Origin of the sequence: Halomonas sp. 3D7M (assembly GCF_014897885.1) — a bacterium.
Lineage (GTDB): Bacteria > Pseudomonadota > Gammaproteobacteria > Pseudomonadales > Halomonadaceae > Vreelandella.
On sequence record NZ_JABUZF010000059.1, the window covers coordinates 1 to 14,107 of the forward strand.

Below are 14,107 nucleotides of genomic sequence, written 5' to 3' on the forward strand. Positions count from 1 at the left end.
AGTAGGTGCGGCACCTCAGTTACGCGCGGGTAATGAAGGCGTGCAGCTTTATCTAAAACGCGGGCACTTAGCCACTGTTAAGCTAACCAGCTAATCTACAAAACTGTTTACAAATCTAGCCTACCAAGCCAACAAACGGCAGCAGCGTTAACAGGGCAATCAGCACCACGGCAACGATTACCAGTACGACTTGCACGGGGTGGGCAAGGAAGCGTCGCCATAATGTTGGCGCACTGCCACTGGCAACCGCTTCTTCGTGCTCTCGCCGCGCCTTAGCTTGACGCTTTTCCTGATACGCTGCCAATGCCGCTTCAGCGGCCTCACGCTGAGCAGTGTTACGCAGCCAAATGGCATCGACCCCCAGGCGAAAAAAGCCCGCCTGGGTTTCATAGACATCAAAGCCCTGCTCATCTAGTAACTGGCGTACTTCCAACGCCTCTTCATCGGTCACGTGGCGTAGCCGAAACAGCAAGTGGGCCATATTAGTCGCCCATGGCTGCCATGCGATCTGCCTGAATCACTTCAATCCAGTAGCCATCTGCATCTTTGACAAAGATAACGTCTTTCATCTTGCCCTGGTCCGCGCGCTTGATAAACGTTACTTCATGCTCATCAAACCAAGCCTCGGCAGCTTCTAAGTCAGGCACACTAAAGCAGATATGACCAAACCCTTGCGGCTCAGCGTTACCGTCATGATAGGCAAAATCCTGCTGATCTTCTGTGCCCCAGTTATGCGTCAATTCCAGTAAGCCTTTCTGACTGAAGGTCCAGGCAGTACGTGCTTGAGTATCTTCTGGCACGTTATCGCTGCTTTCGAGATTGGCTAGGAAGTAGAGCGAAAACTGCATCTCTTCGAAATCCAATCGGCGTAGCACCTGCATTCCAAAGACCTTAGAGTAGAACGCTAGCGCACGTTCGGGATCCTTCACCCGCAGCATGGTGTGATTTAAGCGAAACCCTTGGGTTTGCGGCGCTACGGGCGCGACGCCGGAATGTTGTTCGCCTTGAAAACTCATTTTGCTCTCCTGTCGCTAATGCTGATCATTGAATCCATTGAGCCTCACTTACCGCTTACCATGAGGGCTTTAGAGCCATAATACCAGCCTTTACAAGCATGTAGGCTTCACTAACGCAGTGTCACATTAAGCGCACTGGCAATACTAAACAAAAACCCTACACTTATTATTCATAAACTTTACAAAAAGCAGTTCCCGCAACATGAGCGATGCCCCACCTTTGAGGCATCCACAGGAGTTTTCCATGACTGCGATTGATATGACCCTCGGTGACCACATAACGTTAAAGCAGTTAGCCCGTGCCATACACAATGGCTTTTCACCGATTGTGGAAGTTGAATCAATGGATGGTATCTATAAGGTTCGCTTCCATCACGCGAACGGTGTCTCTGATTTAACCAATGCTGAGGGTCATGTCAGCACGTTTTTGGGCACCGGTGAAATTCGCGACACCCTTGGCCAGCTGGGCCTCACTCATGGAGTGCTTACGTTTGCCGACCAGTGTGGCGATGAAATGATTGGTGTTGAGGGTAAAGCGATGACGCCTGATGAGATGCTCACCTACGGAACACGCATCTCGTTTCGTTGATAGTTGCTCATAGCGTTGCCCAGGCTTTACAGATTGACCTAAGCCAAGGATAGTACCATCACGACAGGGGCGCCCTTGCTTAACGGGCTGAGAAGCACCCTTTGAACCTGAACCGGATAACACCGGCGTAGGGAGTCGTGGTGCAGCTGCATCACCTCCCAGCCGGGAGGATATTATGCCTTCACGCCCACTCGGCGATTATCTCCGCGACTTGCGCGCTGCCACACCGCTGGTACATTGCATTACCAACTATGTGGCGATGAATAGCACCGCTAACTTGCTATTGGCGACAGGTGCTTCCCCCGCCATGCTGCATGCTCAAGAAGAAGTGGCGGAGTTCACGGCTATGTCTGGCGCGCTATCGATTAATATTGGCACCCTCTCTTCCCCTTGGGCTGACGCCATGGCAGTCGCCGCGCGCACTGCTCATGAAAACCATATTCCGTGGGTGCTTGACCCTGTGGCTGTTGGTGCTACCGCATTTCGCCAGCGTGTTTGCGAGACGTTGCTGGCTTATCAGCCTAACGTTATTCGTGGCAATGCCTCAGAAATACAAGCACTTAACGGATTAGCCAACCAGGGGCGTGGGGTTGATGCGACGGCTAGCACCCAAGAAGCGGCAACTGCTGCCATTGCGCTGGCACAGCAACATCGCTGTGTGGTGGCGGTGACTGGCGAGAGCGATTTCATTACCGATGGCACTGAACATTATCGTCTTACAGGCGGGCATGCGCTGATGCCCCGTGTGACGACCTTGGGCTGCGGCTTGAGTGCACTGGTCGCAAGCTTTGTGGCCGCAAACCACGAGCAGCCGCTGGAGGCCAGCCTGGCCGCCTTGGCGTGTTTCAGCCTCGCTGGAAGCCGTGCAGGCGAGCAGGCTCAAGGCCCTGGCAGTTTCCAGGTGGCGCTATTGGACGCGCTGTATCAGTTATCCCCTGACGACCTTTCGACCCTTGCTCAATGGGAGGCGGTGCATGCCGTTTGATCTTTCACTCTATTTAGTCACCGATGCTGGTCTGTGCGCTGGCATGGGTCTGGAAAAAACGGTTGAAGCTGCTGTGCAGGGCGGCATTACCATGGTGCAATTACGCGATAAACACGCTAGTGACGAGCACATGATCGCCCAGGCCAAACGTCTCAAAGCGATGTTGGCTGGCAGTGGCGTCCCTCTGATCATTAATGATCGCCTGAACGTGGCGTTCGCCAGCCAAGCGGATGGCTTACATGTCGGGCAAAGCGACACGGCTGTTCAAGCAGCGCGAAGCACGCTCGGCCAGCACGCCATTATCGGGCTTTCAATTAACACCCCAGCCCAACTTCAGGAGGCACCTGTCGAATTGCTCAATTACGTCGGTTTAGGGCCCGTGTTTGCGACTGGCAGTAAACAAGACCACGCCCAGCCCATTGGCTTTGATGGGCTGGCACAGCTTGCCAATGCGTGCCAACTTCCCAGCGTCGCGATTGGCGGGTTAAAAGCTGAACACATGGCTCAAGTGAAAGCCGCTGGGGCAAACGGTGTTGCGGTTATTTCTGCTATTTGTGGCCAGCCAGACCCACGCCTGGCAGCACAGGCATTCCACGCGCAATGACCCAGCTCGACCATATCGCGGCGTTTGTAAAGGTCGCTGAGCTGGGTAGCTATACCCGCGCGGCCGAGGCGCTAGACCTTTCTCGCACGCGGGTATCTCGCCAAGTGATGGCGCTTGAAGAGGCATTGGGTGCTCGGCTTATTCAGCGCACCACCCGGCGGCTACACCTCACTGAAGCGGGCGAACGCTATCTCGTTCGTGCGCAAAGCATTTTGATCGCTTTGGACGAGGCAGCGGCAGAAATCGGCAGTGGCACCAGTACGGTGAGCGGGCAGCTGCGCATCAATGGTCCGATGAGCTTCGGCACACGCTATCTTTCACCGCTGGTTGCACGGTTTATGCAAACGCACCCGGGGCTAGAAGTGCGTTTGGATCTAAACGACCGCCGCGTTGATTTGCTGGAAGAGGGCTACGATGTCGCCATTCGTATTGGTAACCTGCCCGACTCTAGCTTAGTGGCGCGACGGCTCACCCAGTGCCGGATGCTGTTTTGCGCATCACCTGATTACCTCACCAAGCACGGCACGCCGCTGACTAGTGAAGATTTGGCATCTCACCGCTGCCTTCGCTACCGAAGCGGCCAAAACAGTGGCGATTGGCGGATTGGCCATCAACTACTCAGTATTTCTGGCCCCCTAGAGAGTAATAATGGCGATATGCTGACGCATGCAGCTGAAGCAGGCTTAGGGATAGCGCAACAGCCCAGCTTTTTAGTGACCGATAGCATTGCGAACGGGCGCCTAGTGCCGATTTTGCAGAACTTACCGCCGGCGTTGCTAGACATCCATGCGCTTTACCCAGCCCGACGCTATTTACCTGCCAAAGTAGAGCGCTTTATTGAGTTATTGGCGGCGGCGTGGGGTGACCCACCAGTATGGGAAATCGAACTCGGATTGTCGCCTTTATCGCAACAGTGAAGTGCAATAACAGTGGATTATCTCAGTGGCTTTCATCTGTAAAGTGGCACTATCGCATCCAACGTGATGCTCGCGACTAAGAGAGACGGCTATGACCACTACTAATACTTCACCACTCACCCTCCATGCCACCGCCTTGCTACGTATCAGTTTGGGCGTGATGGTCTTAGCTCACGGCTTGCTTAAGGTGTTTGTCTTCACCCTGCCAGGCACTGTCAGCTATTTTGAATCCCTGGGCTTACCGGGTGTTCTTGCTTACTTAACCATTGCTGCCGAAGTAGGTGGCGGCCTAGCACTTTTACTGGGCATCTATACTCGTTGGGTAAGCCTTGCTCTAGTCCCCGTGCTGCTAGGTGCAGCCTCGGTACACCTGGGTAATGGCTGGCTGTTCTCAAACCCGGGTGGTGGCTGGGAATTCCCTATTTTCTGGACGATTGCTCTGGTGGTACAGGCAGGCCTAGGTAGCGGTAGCGCTGTTGTCAGCCGCAAATTCGCCTAACCACTCTGCCCGCATTGGCTTCGGCTTGTGCGGGCATCATTAGCCCCCTATAGGCTAACGGAGGTACTAAGATGCTACCCAGCCTGTTTATTTCTCATGGCTCCCCCATGTTGGCGCTGAATAAAACGCCAGCCCACGCTTTCCTACGCGAACTGGGGAAGCGCCTCTCCCCTCGTGCGGTGGTCGTCGTATCAGCCCACTGGGAGAGTCTTACGCTCAAGGTCAGTACTAGCGCACAACCAGAGACGATTCATGACTTTGGCGGGTTTCCACAAGCTCTTTTCGAGTGCCAGTATCCGGCTCCTGGCAACCCTGATTTGGCTGAACAAATTGCGCTGTTACTGGGTGCCGAACGCGTAGAGCGCGGCCTTGATCACGGCGCCTGGGTACCACTTTCGCTGATGTTTCCGGAGGCCAATGTACCGGTCGTTTCCCTGTCGCTACCTGTGCGTTGGGAAAATGACGCGCTAGTCACGCTCGGCGAGCGCCTATCAGCATTGCGAAAAGAAGGGGTTCTGATTATTGGCTCGGGCAGCCTGACCCATAACTTATATGAAACCCTGCCCCAGGACAGCCCCGCCCCCGCCTGGGTAGATGAGTTTGCCCAGTGGGTGAGCGAGCACATTGCAGCCAATGATCGCCAGGCATTGCTCCACTGGGAGAGTGCTCCAAAAGCGCTGGAAAACCACCCAACCCCAGAGCACTTCCAGCCCTTGCTGGTGGCCATGGGGGCAGGTGGTGATGCAACTCAGTTACACCACAGCATTGAACATGGCGTACTGGCAATGGATGTCTATCAGTTCGCTTAAGCCGTTGGGCGAGGCTTCATCGTCGTGCGGCGGTCATGGTAAGCAATTGCCAACCCGCTGCCCATAATCAGCACACTGCCCACCCATACCCACAGATCCGGCAGCTCTCCCCAGAACCACCAGCCAAGCAGCACCGCCCACAGCATTGCAGTGTAATCGAAGGGAGCGGCAATCGCGGCAGGGGCAAAGCGGAATGCCAGGGTAATAAACGCGGTCGCGCCAATACCCAAAACACCCGAGACCAAAAAGCCAAGCCAGTGCCAGGGCTCTGGGGTTTGCCAAACCCAGGGCAAACTCAGAGCAGTGACGATAAAGGGCACTAACGTCATGTAGAACACCATTGCCCACAGGTGCTCCCTAGCACCGTAGCGCCGCGCAGTAATCATCATCAGTGCATAAAAGAAAGCCGCTCCCAAGAGGGTTAGCGTGCCAAGCTGGAACGCATCACCGCCGGGGCGAACCACAATCAGCACGCCAGCAAAGCCAACTAACGACGCCACTAATACAGGCGGATCGATCCGCTCGCCAAGCAGCGGTACTGAGAGCAACGTTACAAACAAGGGCGCCACAAAAGCGATTGCCGTGGCCTCTGCGAGTGGCAGCAGGGTTAGCCCCCAGACAAAACACACCATCGTGGCGGTATAAATCAATCCTCTGAGAAGGTGTACACGGGGGCGCTTGGTATGCAACTTGCGCAATCCGCCTGCAAAATGCGCCAACAGAGCAATGAGCGGTAATGACACGAGCGTACGAAAGAAAATAATCTGTAGCGGCGAATGGACCTCGCCTAGCCACTTCGATACCGCATCACCGAGCGCTAAGAACAGAACTCCTAAGCACATGCACAGGATACCTTTTAACGACGTTGTCACGACGCTCTCCTTTTGCCCTTTGGACACTTTATCAGCCGGGATTAACAACTAATAAAAAACCCCGCCAATGTGTCACTGACGGGGCTGCGGATCTAACGTGGCTTTACAAACTTGCGTTGACCACCATGCACTCCATCCCCTGCGCCTGGAGCGTTCTACAAGCGCGTCTGGCGCGTGCTTCGTCCAAGGCGACAACCCTGGCGCGGAATACCGGCGTTTGACCAGCTAAAGTATCGATAGCAACCCGCCCCCCCACTTCATGAGGCAGGCGCTGCGCTGCCTGACGTGCCAACTGCTCTGCTCGTGCTGCCTGGCTAAAAGCACCTACCTGGATACCCCAATCACCAGCAGTAACAGACCGTTGAGGCGTAGCTGCCAATTCGCGCTCACGTTCAATAAAAGCGTTCACCGGGTCTGGTCTACGGGTGACAGGAACTTCTGTCGGTGCCTCCATTGAGCGCGCGAGACGATCTTCAATTTCAACAGCCGGTGCAGACGCTGGTGAAGGAGAAAGGGTTGTCGCTGCCAAATTATTCGAAGCCGCTGTATTATTCGAAATCGTTACATTACTGGCCATGACAGGGCGATTAGAGGCTGGCGGTGTCGACATGGGGCGTTGGCTAGGCGCGTTAGAGCCAGAGAAAGCCATAAACTCTCTAGAAAAAGTGGTATTGGCCAGCCACGTTTGCTGGTCACGCAGCGCTGCACGAGCAAAGCTACGGTCTAACAGGTTCGCCATATGAGAATCACGAGATGAACCACTAAAGCCACCCATGACAACGCCCACCATACGGCGATCCCCGTGGACGGCCGTTGTCGCTACATTGAAACCAGATGCACGAATGAAGCCGGTTTTAAGGCCATCTGCACCGGGGTAGTTTTTCACTAAGCGGTTATGGCTGGTGTGCCGGGTACCACGATAGGTGAACTCCTGGAGCCCAAAGTAGTGGTAGTACTGTGGGAAGTCCTGCATCACGCGCACAGAGAGTGTCACCATATCCCGTGCCGTGGTGACCTGCTGATCATCAGGTAGACCCGAGGCATTACGGAACGTGGTGGCATTCATGCCTAGCTCGCGCGCTTTTGCGGTCATCAGCTGAGCGAAACGCTGCTCGCTACCACCTAATGCTTCAGCCACCACGACGGCAACATCATTAGCAGAGCGCACTGCCAACGCACGAATAGCAGAATCAACAGGAATGGTACTACCTGCAGAAAGCCACAGTTTTACAGCAGGCATGGCGGCAGCTTGAGCAGACACAGGAAGCGGCTGATTAAGACTGAGCTGGCCACTCTCCAATGCTTCAAATGTAAGATAAAGCGTCATCATTTTGGTTAACGATGCGGGGTAGCGACGCTCATCGGCATTCTCGGCGTACAGCACCTCTCCGTTTTCCAAATCCACAACAATCCCAGCATAACGCGGATTTGCATGAGCACTCGATATCGTGCTTAGCAGCAATACCATTAACGACAGCGGAAGCCACCAACGCGCGACGATCGTTGCGCATATTCCCCTTGTTGCCATACATGCCCCTTTCTTGTTTTGCTGTGATGTAACACTACCAACCATTAATCTACTTGCCACACTAAGAAATCTAAGACTAGCACGGTAACTCTTCAAGTGAATTAAGAAAGCAGTATAAAAGTTGAAAACGCAATGAAATGAATAGACCAAAAAAAACCGACCCTAAGGGGTCGGCTTTCATTTTGTTGAGCAACAACGCAGAGACTTACTCTTCTGCAGCTGCTTCTTCAACAACCGGACGGTCAACCAGCTCAACGAACGCCATGGGCGCGTTGTCGCCTGTGCGGTAACCGCACTTGAGGATGCGGATGTAACCACCCGGACGCTCGGCATAACGCGGACCTAGCTCGTTGAACAGTTTGCCGACGGCTTCTTTGGAGCGCGTGCGGGCAAATGCCAAACGGCGGTTTGCAACGCTATCCTGCTTGGCTAGGGTAATTAGCGGCTCGATAACGCGACGCAATTCCTTGGCCTTAGGCAGGGTTGTCTTGATGACTTCATGTTCGACCAGAGAGACAGACATGTTCTTAAACATGGCCTGACGATGCGAGCTGGTACGATTCAGATGACGACCACTCTTACGATGACGCATGGTTGTAATTCCTTACCAAACTGGGACTCGAGTCGACACTCACGCGGAGGCCTTGTCGTCCTTCAGGCTAGCGGGTGGCCAATTTTCCAGCCGCATGCCGAGGGACAAGCCGCGCGCTGCCAATACGTCTTTGATTTCATTCAAAGACTTTTTACCAAGATTCGGTGTCTTCAGCAGCTCAACTTCAGTGCGCTGGATAAGATCACCAATGTAGTAAATATTCTCGGCTTTTAGGCAGTTAGCGCTGCGAACTGTCAACTCAAGATCGTCTACGGGGCGCAATAGGATAGGATCAACAAGATCCTCTTCCTCTTCGACTTCCTGCTCTTTATCAGCTTCCAGGTCGACGAAGGCGGCCAGCTGCTCTTGCAGAATGGTCGCACTGCGACGGATAGCCTCTTCCGGATCCAGTGTACCGTCGGTTTCCAGATCGATAATTAACTTATCGAGGTCGGTGCGCTGCTCAACACGAGCGGCTTCAACCGAATAGGAAACACGGCGAACAGGGCTGAAGGTGGCATCCAGCTGCAGGCGGCCAATTGCACGTGTCTCTTCATCAGAGCCACGAGCGTCAGCCGGTTCGTAACCACGACCCAGCGCTACCTTAAGCTGAATTTTCAGCTCGGCACCTTCATTGACATGAGCAATGACGTGATCCGGGTTGACGATTTCGACGCTATGATCAAGCGCAATGTCGCCAGCGGTGACGACAGCTGGGCCCTGCTTGTTCAGCGAGAGCACCGCCTCATCGCGGCTGTGCATCTTGATCGCAACATCTTTCAAGTTCAGGAGGATTTCGATGACATCTTCCTGCACCCCTTCGAGCGCACTGTATTCGTGCTCTACACCGGCAATTTCAGCCTCTACCACGGCAGCGCCGGGCATGGACGAAAGCAGAATGCGACGAAGTGCATTCCCCAGGGTGTGACCAAAGCCGCGCTCGAACGGTTCGAGAACGATTTTGGCATGATGTGCGCTGATTTCTTCGACCTTGATGTCACGAGGACGAAGAAACTCTGTCACTGAACGCTGCATATGAACACCTTTCAGGCTGCCAAACGGATACTGAGTACTCTAGAGCACACTACTCAAGAGCATCTGGGCGGTTAGCTTTGCTACCCCGCCCAGGTCTCAAGAAGCAGAAATGTAAATCAAACTGCTTACTTGGAGTACAGCTCGACGATCAGGTTTTCGTTGATGTCGGCAGTCAGGTCACCGCGTTCAGGCAGAGCCTTGAAAGTGCCTTCCATCTTCTTGGCGTCGATTTCGATCCAAGCGATATCGCCACGGTTGGCCGCAATGGTCAACGAGTGTTGAATACGTGCTTGGTTCTTCGCCTTTTCGCGAACAGAAACAACGTCACCGGGCTTCACTTGGTAGGAAGCAACGTTAACGGTGCGGCCGTTCACGGAAATCGCCTTGTGGCTGACCAGCTGACGCGCTTCAGAGCGAGTCGAGCCAAAGCCCATGCGGTAGACGACGTTATCCAGTCGGGATTCAAGCAACTGCAACAATACTTCACCAGTCGCACCTTTCAGGCGAGCGGCTTCTTTGTAGTAGTTGCGGAACTGCTTTTCGAGTACGCCATACATACGGCGTACTTTCTGCTTCTCACGAAGCTGCAAGCCGTAGTCGGAAAGACGCTGACGACGCTGGCCGTGTACACCCGGGATCTGCTCGGATTTACACTTTTTCTCGAAGGGAGTAACACCGCTCTTTAAAAAGAGGTCGGTGCCTTCACGACGAGACAGTTTGCACTTCGGTCCAATATAACGAGCCATGAATCTGTCTCCTTAAACGCGGCGTTTCTTAGGCGGACGGCAGCCATTATGAGGAATGGGCGTCGCGTCAGTGATGCTTTGCACGCGGAAGCCGGCGGCATTGAGAGCGCGCACGGCGGATTCACGGCCTGGACCGGGGCCCTTGACCAGCACGTCTACGTTTTTCACACCATACTCGGCTGCAGCAGTTGCTGCACGCTCACTTGCCACTTGAGCAGCGAACGGGGTGCTCTTGCGAGAACCACGAAAACCCGAACCACCGGCTGTCGCCCAAGAAAGAGCGTTGCCCTGGCGGTCTGTGATCGTCACGATCGTGTTGTTAAAAGAGGCGTGGATATGCGCTACGGCGTCCACTACCTGCTTTTTAACCTTTTTACGGTTACTACGCGGGTTAGCCATGTTGATGTCTATTCCTGTCTTAACGTCAGCTCTCTATTAAAGAGCCTGCGTGTTATTTGCGGATCGGCTTACGCGGGCCCTTACGGGTACGCGCGTTAGTCTTAGTCCGCTGACCACGCAGCGGAAGACTACGACGATGACGCAGACCACGGTAGCAGCCTAAGTCCATGAGACGCTTAATGTTAAGCGTAACATCACGACGAAGGTCGCCTTCTACGGTGTACTTACCAACTTCAGAACGCAGGGTATCCAGCTCATCGCTAGATAGATCCTGGATCTTAGTAGTAGGCGCGATACCGGCAGCAGCACAAACGTGCTGAGCGCGGGTACGGCCAATCCCGAAGATATAGGTCAGCGAGATCGCCGCATGCTTGTTGTCCGGGATATTGACGCCTGCAATACGGGCCATCAGCTTACTCCGAAATTTGAGCGGCTTGCTCGTTTGTTCATCTACAAAAGGTGCAACAGCATACCCCTTTATAAGCCTTATGGCAAGGGGTATGCCGGCACCCGCTTAAAAACAACCCAGGTATTAACCCTGGCGCTGTTTGTGCCGCGGTTCGATACAAATGACGCGGACAGCGCCATTGCGTCGAATGATCTTACAATTACGGCACATCTTCTTTACGGAAGCTCGAACTTTCATCGTTCTCTCCAAATCGCAACGGCGCGCCTCAGCGCATAATGCCGCCGCTACCGTAGCCTTTCAGGTTGGACTTCTTCATCACCGAGTCATATTGATGCGACATGAGATGCGACTGCACCTGGGCCATGAAGTCCATGATGACCACAACCACGATCAGAAGCGAAGTTCCGCCGAAGAAAAACGGCACGTTCCACGCAACGATCAAGAACTGGGGCATCAAGGAAACCGCAGTGATATACAAGGCACCGAACAAAGTAAGACGAGTCATTACTTTATCGATATAGCGAGCGGTCTGCTCGCCGGGGCGAATGCCCGGCAGGAAGGCGCCTGACTTTTTAAGATTGTCAGCCACATCCTTGGGGTTGAAGACCAGCGCTGTGTAAAAGAAGCAGAAGAATACCACTGCCGCCGCGAAAAGCAAGATGTAAAGCGGTTGGCCGGGGCCTAACGCTTGTGATGCACGCTGTAACCACTCCATTCCTTCGCCAGCACCCACCCACTGACCAATAGAGGCCGGGAAGAGTAAAATACTGGAAGCGAAGATTGCTGGAATAACACCAGCCATATTCACTTTCAAAGGCAGGTAGCTGCTTTGGCCTGCATACATCTTATTGCCGACCTGGCGCCTGGGGTAGTTCACTTTCAAGCGGCGTTGACCGCGCTCAATGAACACCACAAACGCAACGGTAGCAATACCTAGCACTGACAGCGCTAACAGCGGAAGAACATTCCAGGCACCTTCATTACGAGCAAGCTCGAACGCTTGCCCAACGGCACTGGGCAGCCCAGCGACGATCCCCGCGAAGATCAACAGCGAAATACCGTTGCCGATGCCCTTCTCGGTGATCTGCTCACCTAGCCACATCATAAACACCGCGCCTGATACAAATGTAATCACGGCGGTGAAAAAGAAGCTGAAGTCAGCGCTGTATGCGATGCCTTGGCTAGCCAGACCGACGGACATACCGGTAGCCTGGACGAAAGCCAGTATCACCGTGCCGTAGCGCGTGTACTGGCTAATCTTGCGGCGGCCAGCCTCACCCTCTTTCTTGAGCTGTTCAAGATGAGGGGAGACCGCAGTCATGAGCTGCATGATAATCGACGCCGAAATGTAGGGCATTATGCCCAGGGCGAGGACGCTCATGCGCTCCAGGGCGCCACCCGAGAACATGTTAAACATGCCTAGAATGGTGCCCTGTTGCTCCCTAAACAAGGCAGCAAGCTGGTCAGGATTGATACCGGGAACGGGAATGTGGGCACCAATACGGTACACCACGATGGCGAGGAGCACGAAGCGCAAACGCGCCCACAGTTCACTCAGACCGCTGCCCATCGCCGGCATATTTCCTGACTTGGCCATTTAGTCCTCTACCTTGCCGCCGGCGGCTTCGATCGCTTCACGGGCACCTTTGGTGACCTTGATACCACGAACGGTAACCGCCTTTTTCAGTTCGCCAGAAAGGATGATCTTCGCATGAAGCGTCGCATCCTTTAGCACGTTGGCTTGCTTCAGAGTTTCCATAGTGACTTCGTCACCGGCAACCTTAGCAAGTTCAGCCAGACGTACTTCTTCAGATACCAATGACTTAGCAGACGTAAAGCCGAACTTCGGCAAACGACGCTGCAATGGCATCTGACCGCCTTCGAAACCAGGCTTGACGCTGCCGCCACTGCGAGATTTCTGACCTTTGTGGCCACGGCCTGACCTTTGTGGCCACGGCCACCGGTCTTACCAAGACCGGAGCCGATACCACGACCAACGCGCTTTTCAGCGTGTTTGGAGCCCGGTGCCGGGCTCAGGGTATTGAGTTTCATGGATTACTCTCCCTCAACGCGCACAAGGTAGTTAACCTTGTGGATCATGCCGCGTACGGCAGGGGTGTCTTCCAGCTCAACCGTATGACCGATGCGACGCAGACCCAGGCCCTTCATAGTAGCCTTGTGCTTGGGCAAAACGCCGATGGTGCTGCGGATCTGGGTAACCTTGATCGTTGCTGCCATGGTGCCTTACCCCGTGATCGCTTCGACAGACAGACCGCGCTTAGCGGCAATGTCTTCCGGTGCTTGCATGGAGGAGAGACCTTTAACAGTCGCTCGCACCACGTTAACCGGGTTGGTGGAACCGTAGCACTTGGCCAGTACATCATGGACACCAGCGAGCTCTAGTACAGAGCGCATGGCGCCGCCAGCGATGATACCGGTACCTTCAGAAGCCGGCTGCATGTACACCTTAGAAGCACCGTGACGGGCTTTTATCGGGTACTGAAGCGTATGGCCTGCAAGGTTAACCTTGACCATGTTGCGACGAGCTTGATCCATCGCTTTCTGGATCGCAACAGGCACTTCACGCGCCTTGCCACGACCAAAACCGACACGACCTTTACCATCACCAACGACGGTCAGCGCGGTGAAGCCGAAAATACGACCACCTTTGACCACCTTGGCGACGCGGTTGACCTGCACTAACTTCTCTTGCAGATCACCGCTTTGCTGTTCGTTCTTCGCCATCGTAAAACCCTTTAGAATTCCAGGCCGCCTTCACGTGCGGCGTCGGCCAGAGCCTTAACGCGACCGTGATACTTAAAGCCAGCACGATCGAAGGCCACCTGGGTGATGCCTGCTTCTTTAGCGCGTTCAGCAATCAGAGCGCCAACCTTAGAGGCGGCTTCTGCGTTGCCAGTCGCACCCTCGCGCAGTGCTTTGTCCAGCGTAGAAGCACTGGCTAGCACTTTGCCACCATCCGGCGAGATAATCTGCGCATAGATGTGACGCGGGGTACGGTTGACGCACAGGCGATACACGCCCAGCTCGCGGATCTTTGCGCGAGCGCGGCGGGCACGACGGAGACGAGATTCTTTCTTCGCGTTCAT

At 54.5% G+C, this 14,107-nt stretch carries 20 protein-coding genes, 1 pseudogene and 1 riboswitch; of the genes and pseudogenes, 6 read left to right on the plus strand and 15 right to left on the minus strand.

What is annotated here, in order from left to right; all coding sequences use genetic code 11:
* Positions 1-115 precede the first annotated feature (115 nt).
* Together INT22_RS01690 and gloA are read right to left on the minus strand one after the other, a co-directional pair.
* A complete protein-coding gene (locus INT22_RS01690) occupies positions 116-481 on the minus strand; it encodes a DUF6164 family protein (RefSeq protein ID WP_193061475.1) in 366 nt (121 codons plus the stop codon).
* 1 nt (position 482) lies between these two features.
* Positions 483-1,016 carry a lactoylglutathione lyase gene (gene gloA, locus INT22_RS01695; protein WP_120385930.1) on the minus strand — a complete coding sequence of 178 codons (534 nt, stop codon included), beginning with the start codon at positions 1,014-1,016 and terminating at the stop codon, positions 483-485.
* Between the two features lie 244 nt (positions 1,017-1,260).
* Between gloA and INT22_RS01700 the strand changes: the two genes are divergently transcribed.
* From INT22_RS01700 to INT22_RS01725, 6 genes are all read left to right on the plus strand, one after another.
* Entirely contained in the window at positions 1,261-1,605 is a 345-nt protein-coding gene (locus INT22_RS01700) for a hypothetical protein (RefSeq protein ID WP_089040002.1), read from the plus strand.
* A gap of 55 nt (positions 1,606-1,660) precedes the next feature.
* Positions 1,661-1,756: riboswitch (TPP riboswitch) on the plus strand.
* 24 nt (positions 1,757-1,780) lie between these two features.
* Positions 1,781-2,590: a hydroxyethylthiazole kinase gene (gene thiM / locus INT22_RS01705; protein WP_193061474.1), complete on the plus strand. Its 810-nt coding sequence runs from the start codon at positions 1,781-1,783 to the stop codon at positions 2,588-2,590.
* Positions 2,580-3,194 (plus strand): thiamine phosphate synthase, encoded by a 615-nt coding sequence (thiE, locus tag INT22_RS01710; protein WP_193061473.1) that lies wholly within the window; start codon positions 2,580-2,582, stop codon positions 3,192-3,194. Before thiM ends, thiE begins: the two co-directional genes overlap by 11 nt.
* Complete coding sequence (locus INT22_RS01715) at positions 3,191-4,111, plus strand: LysR family transcriptional regulator (RefSeq protein ID WP_193061472.1); 921 nt, start codon at positions 3,191-3,193, stop codon at positions 4,109-4,111. Before thiE ends, INT22_RS01715 begins: the two co-directional genes overlap by 4 nt.
* Before the next feature lie 91 nt (positions 4,112-4,202).
* Positions 4,203-4,610, plus strand: a complete 408-nt coding sequence (locus INT22_RS01720; protein ID WP_193061471.1) for a DoxX family protein — start codon at positions 4,203-4,205, stop codon at positions 4,608-4,610.
* Between the two features lie 71 nt (positions 4,611-4,681).
* Positions 4,682-5,419: a DODA-type extradiol aromatic ring-opening family dioxygenase gene (locus INT22_RS01725; RefSeq protein WP_193061470.1), complete on the plus strand. Its 738-nt coding sequence runs from the start codon at positions 4,682-4,684 to the stop codon at positions 5,417-5,419.
* On the opposite strand, the gene INT22_RS01730 is transcribed toward INT22_RS01725, so the two are convergent.
* The 13 genes and pseudogenes from INT22_RS01730 to rplR form a co-directional block, all read right to left on the minus strand.
* Positions 5,416-6,291 carry a DMT family transporter gene (locus INT22_RS01730; RefSeq protein ID WP_319021989.1) on the minus strand — a complete coding sequence of 292 codons (876 nt, stop codon included), beginning with the start codon at positions 6,289-6,291 and terminating at the stop codon, positions 5,416-5,418. The two genes, INT22_RS01725 and INT22_RS01730, sit on opposite strands and share 4 nt — an antisense overlap.
* Positions 6,292-6,394: 103 nt before the next feature.
* Positions 6,395-7,819 carry a serine hydrolase gene (locus INT22_RS01735; RefSeq protein WP_193061469.1) on the minus strand — a complete coding sequence of 475 codons (1,425 nt, stop codon included), beginning with the start codon at positions 7,817-7,819 and terminating at the stop codon, positions 6,395-6,397.
* Positions 7,820-8,024: 205 nt separating this feature from the next.
* Positions 8,025-8,411: a 50S ribosomal protein L17 gene (rplQ, locus tag INT22_RS01740; protein ID WP_009723880.1), complete on the minus strand. Its 387-nt coding sequence runs from the start codon at positions 8,409-8,411 to the stop codon at positions 8,025-8,027.
* 39 nt (positions 8,412-8,450) lie between these two features.
* On the minus strand, positions 8,451-9,446 hold the full coding sequence (locus tag INT22_RS01745) for a DNA-directed RNA polymerase subunit alpha (protein WP_009723881.1): 996 nt from the start codon (positions 9,444-9,446) through the stop codon (positions 8,451-8,453).
* Between the two features lie 125 nt (positions 9,447-9,571).
* Entirely contained in the window at positions 9,572-10,192 is a 621-nt protein-coding gene (gene rpsD, locus INT22_RS01750; RefSeq protein ID WP_009723882.1) for a 30S ribosomal protein S4, read from the minus strand.
* 12 nt (positions 10,193-10,204) lie between these two features.
* Positions 10,205-10,591, minus strand: coding sequence for a 30S ribosomal protein S11 (gene rpsK / locus INT22_RS01755; RefSeq protein WP_009723883.1), 387 nt, complete (start codon positions 10,589-10,591; stop codon positions 10,205-10,207).
* Positions 10,592-10,643: 52 nt separating this feature from the next.
* Positions 10,644-11,000 (minus strand): 30S ribosomal protein S13, encoded by a 357-nt coding sequence (gene rpsM, locus INT22_RS01760; protein ID WP_009723884.1) that lies wholly within the window; start codon positions 10,998-11,000, stop codon positions 10,644-10,646.
* 123 nt (positions 11,001-11,123) lie between these two features.
* A complete protein-coding gene (rpmJ, locus tag INT22_RS01765) occupies positions 11,124-11,237 on the minus strand; it encodes a 50S ribosomal protein L36 (RefSeq protein WP_009099023.1) in 114 nt (37 codons plus the stop codon).
* A 28-nt stretch (positions 11,238-11,265) separates the two neighbouring features.
* Positions 11,266-12,597: a preprotein translocase subunit SecY gene (secY, locus tag INT22_RS01770; protein ID WP_038480406.1), complete on the minus strand. Its 1,332-nt coding sequence runs from the start codon at positions 12,595-12,597 to the stop codon at positions 11,266-11,268.
* Positions 12,598-13,052, minus strand: a pseudogene (rplO, locus tag INT22_RS01775) (50S ribosomal protein L15). It lies immediately after the preceding gene.
* A gap of 3 nt (positions 13,053-13,055) precedes the next feature.
* Positions 13,056-13,238, minus strand: coding sequence for a 50S ribosomal protein L30 (rpmD, locus tag INT22_RS01780; RefSeq protein ID WP_009723888.1), 183 nt, complete (start codon positions 13,236-13,238; stop codon positions 13,056-13,058).
* Positions 13,239-13,244: 6 nt separating this feature from the next.
* On the minus strand, positions 13,245-13,745 hold the full coding sequence (gene rpsE, locus INT22_RS01785) for a 30S ribosomal protein S5 (RefSeq protein WP_009723889.1): 501 nt from the start codon (positions 13,743-13,745) through the stop codon (positions 13,245-13,247).
* An 11-nt stretch (positions 13,746-13,756) separates the two neighbouring features.
* Positions 13,757-14,107, minus strand: coding sequence for a 50S ribosomal protein L18 (rplR, locus tag INT22_RS01790; RefSeq protein ID WP_009723890.1), 351 nt, complete (start codon positions 14,105-14,107; stop codon positions 13,757-13,759).

Bases quoted from the DNA above. Each gene is read 5' to 3' on its own strand.
- INT22_RS01690 (WP_193061475.1), bottom strand. From the start codon at position 481: ATGGCCCACTTGCTGTTTCGGCTACGCCACGTGACCGATGAAGAGGCG.
- gloA (WP_120385930.1), bottom strand. From the start codon at position 1,016: ATGAGTTTTCAAGGCGAACAACATTCCGGCGTCGCGCCCGTAGCGCCG.
- INT22_RS01700 (WP_089040002.1), top strand. From the start codon at position 1,261: ATGACTGCGATTGATATGACCCTCGGTGACCACATAACGTTAAAGCAG.
- thiM (WP_193061474.1), top strand. From the start codon at position 1,781: ATGCCTTCACGCCCACTCGGCGATTATCTCCGCGACTTGCGCGCTGCC.
- thiE (WP_193061473.1), top strand. From the start codon at position 2,580: ATGCCGTTTGATCTTTCACTCTATTTAGTCACCGATGCTGGTCTGTGC.
- INT22_RS01715 (WP_193061472.1), top strand. From the start codon at position 3,191: ATGACCCAGCTCGACCATATCGCGGCGTTTGTAAAGGTCGCTGAGCTG.
- INT22_RS01720 (WP_193061471.1), top strand. From the start codon at position 4,203: ATGACCACTACTAATACTTCACCACTCACCCTCCATGCCACCGCCTTG.
- INT22_RS01725 (WP_193061470.1), top strand. From the start codon at position 4,682: ATGCTACCCAGCCTGTTTATTTCTCATGGCTCCCCCATGTTGGCGCTG.
- INT22_RS01735 (WP_193061469.1), bottom strand. From the start codon at position 7,819: ATGGCAACAAGGGGAATATGCGCAACGATCGTCGCGCGTTGGTGGCTT.
- rplQ (WP_009723880.1), bottom strand. From the start codon at position 8,411: ATGCGTCATCGTAAGAGTGGTCGTCATCTGAATCGTACCAGCTCGCAT.
- INT22_RS01745 (WP_009723881.1), bottom strand. From the start codon at position 9,446: ATGCAGCGTTCAGTGACAGAGTTTCTTCGTCCTCGTGACATCAAGGTC.
- rpsD (WP_009723882.1), bottom strand. From the start codon at position 10,192: ATGGCTCGTTATATTGGACCGAAGTGCAAACTGTCTCGTCGTGAAGGC.
- rpsK (WP_009723883.1), bottom strand. From the start codon at position 10,591: ATGGCTAACCCGCGTAGTAACCGTAAAAAGGTTAAAAAGCAGGTAGTG.
- rpsM (WP_009723884.1), bottom strand. From the start codon at position 11,000: ATGGCCCGTATTGCAGGCGTCAATATCCCGGACAACAAGCATGCGGCG.
- rpmJ (WP_009099023.1), bottom strand. From the start codon at position 11,237: ATGAAAGTTCGAGCTTCCGTAAAGAAGATGTGCCGTAATTGTAAGATC.
- secY (WP_038480406.1), bottom strand. From the start codon at position 12,597: ATGGCCAAGTCAGGAAATATGCCGGCGATGGGCAGCGGTCTGAGTGAA.
- rpmD (WP_009723888.1), bottom strand. From the start codon at position 13,238: ATGGCAGCAACGATCAAGGTTACCCAGATCCGCAGCACCATCGGCGTT.
- rpsE (WP_009723889.1), bottom strand. From the start codon at position 13,745: ATGGCGAAGAACGAACAGCAAAGCGGTGATCTGCAAGAGAAGTTAGTG.
- rplR (WP_009723890.1), bottom strand. From the start codon at position 14,107: ATGAACGCGAAGAAAGAATCTCGTCTCCGTCGTGCCCGCCGCGCTCGC.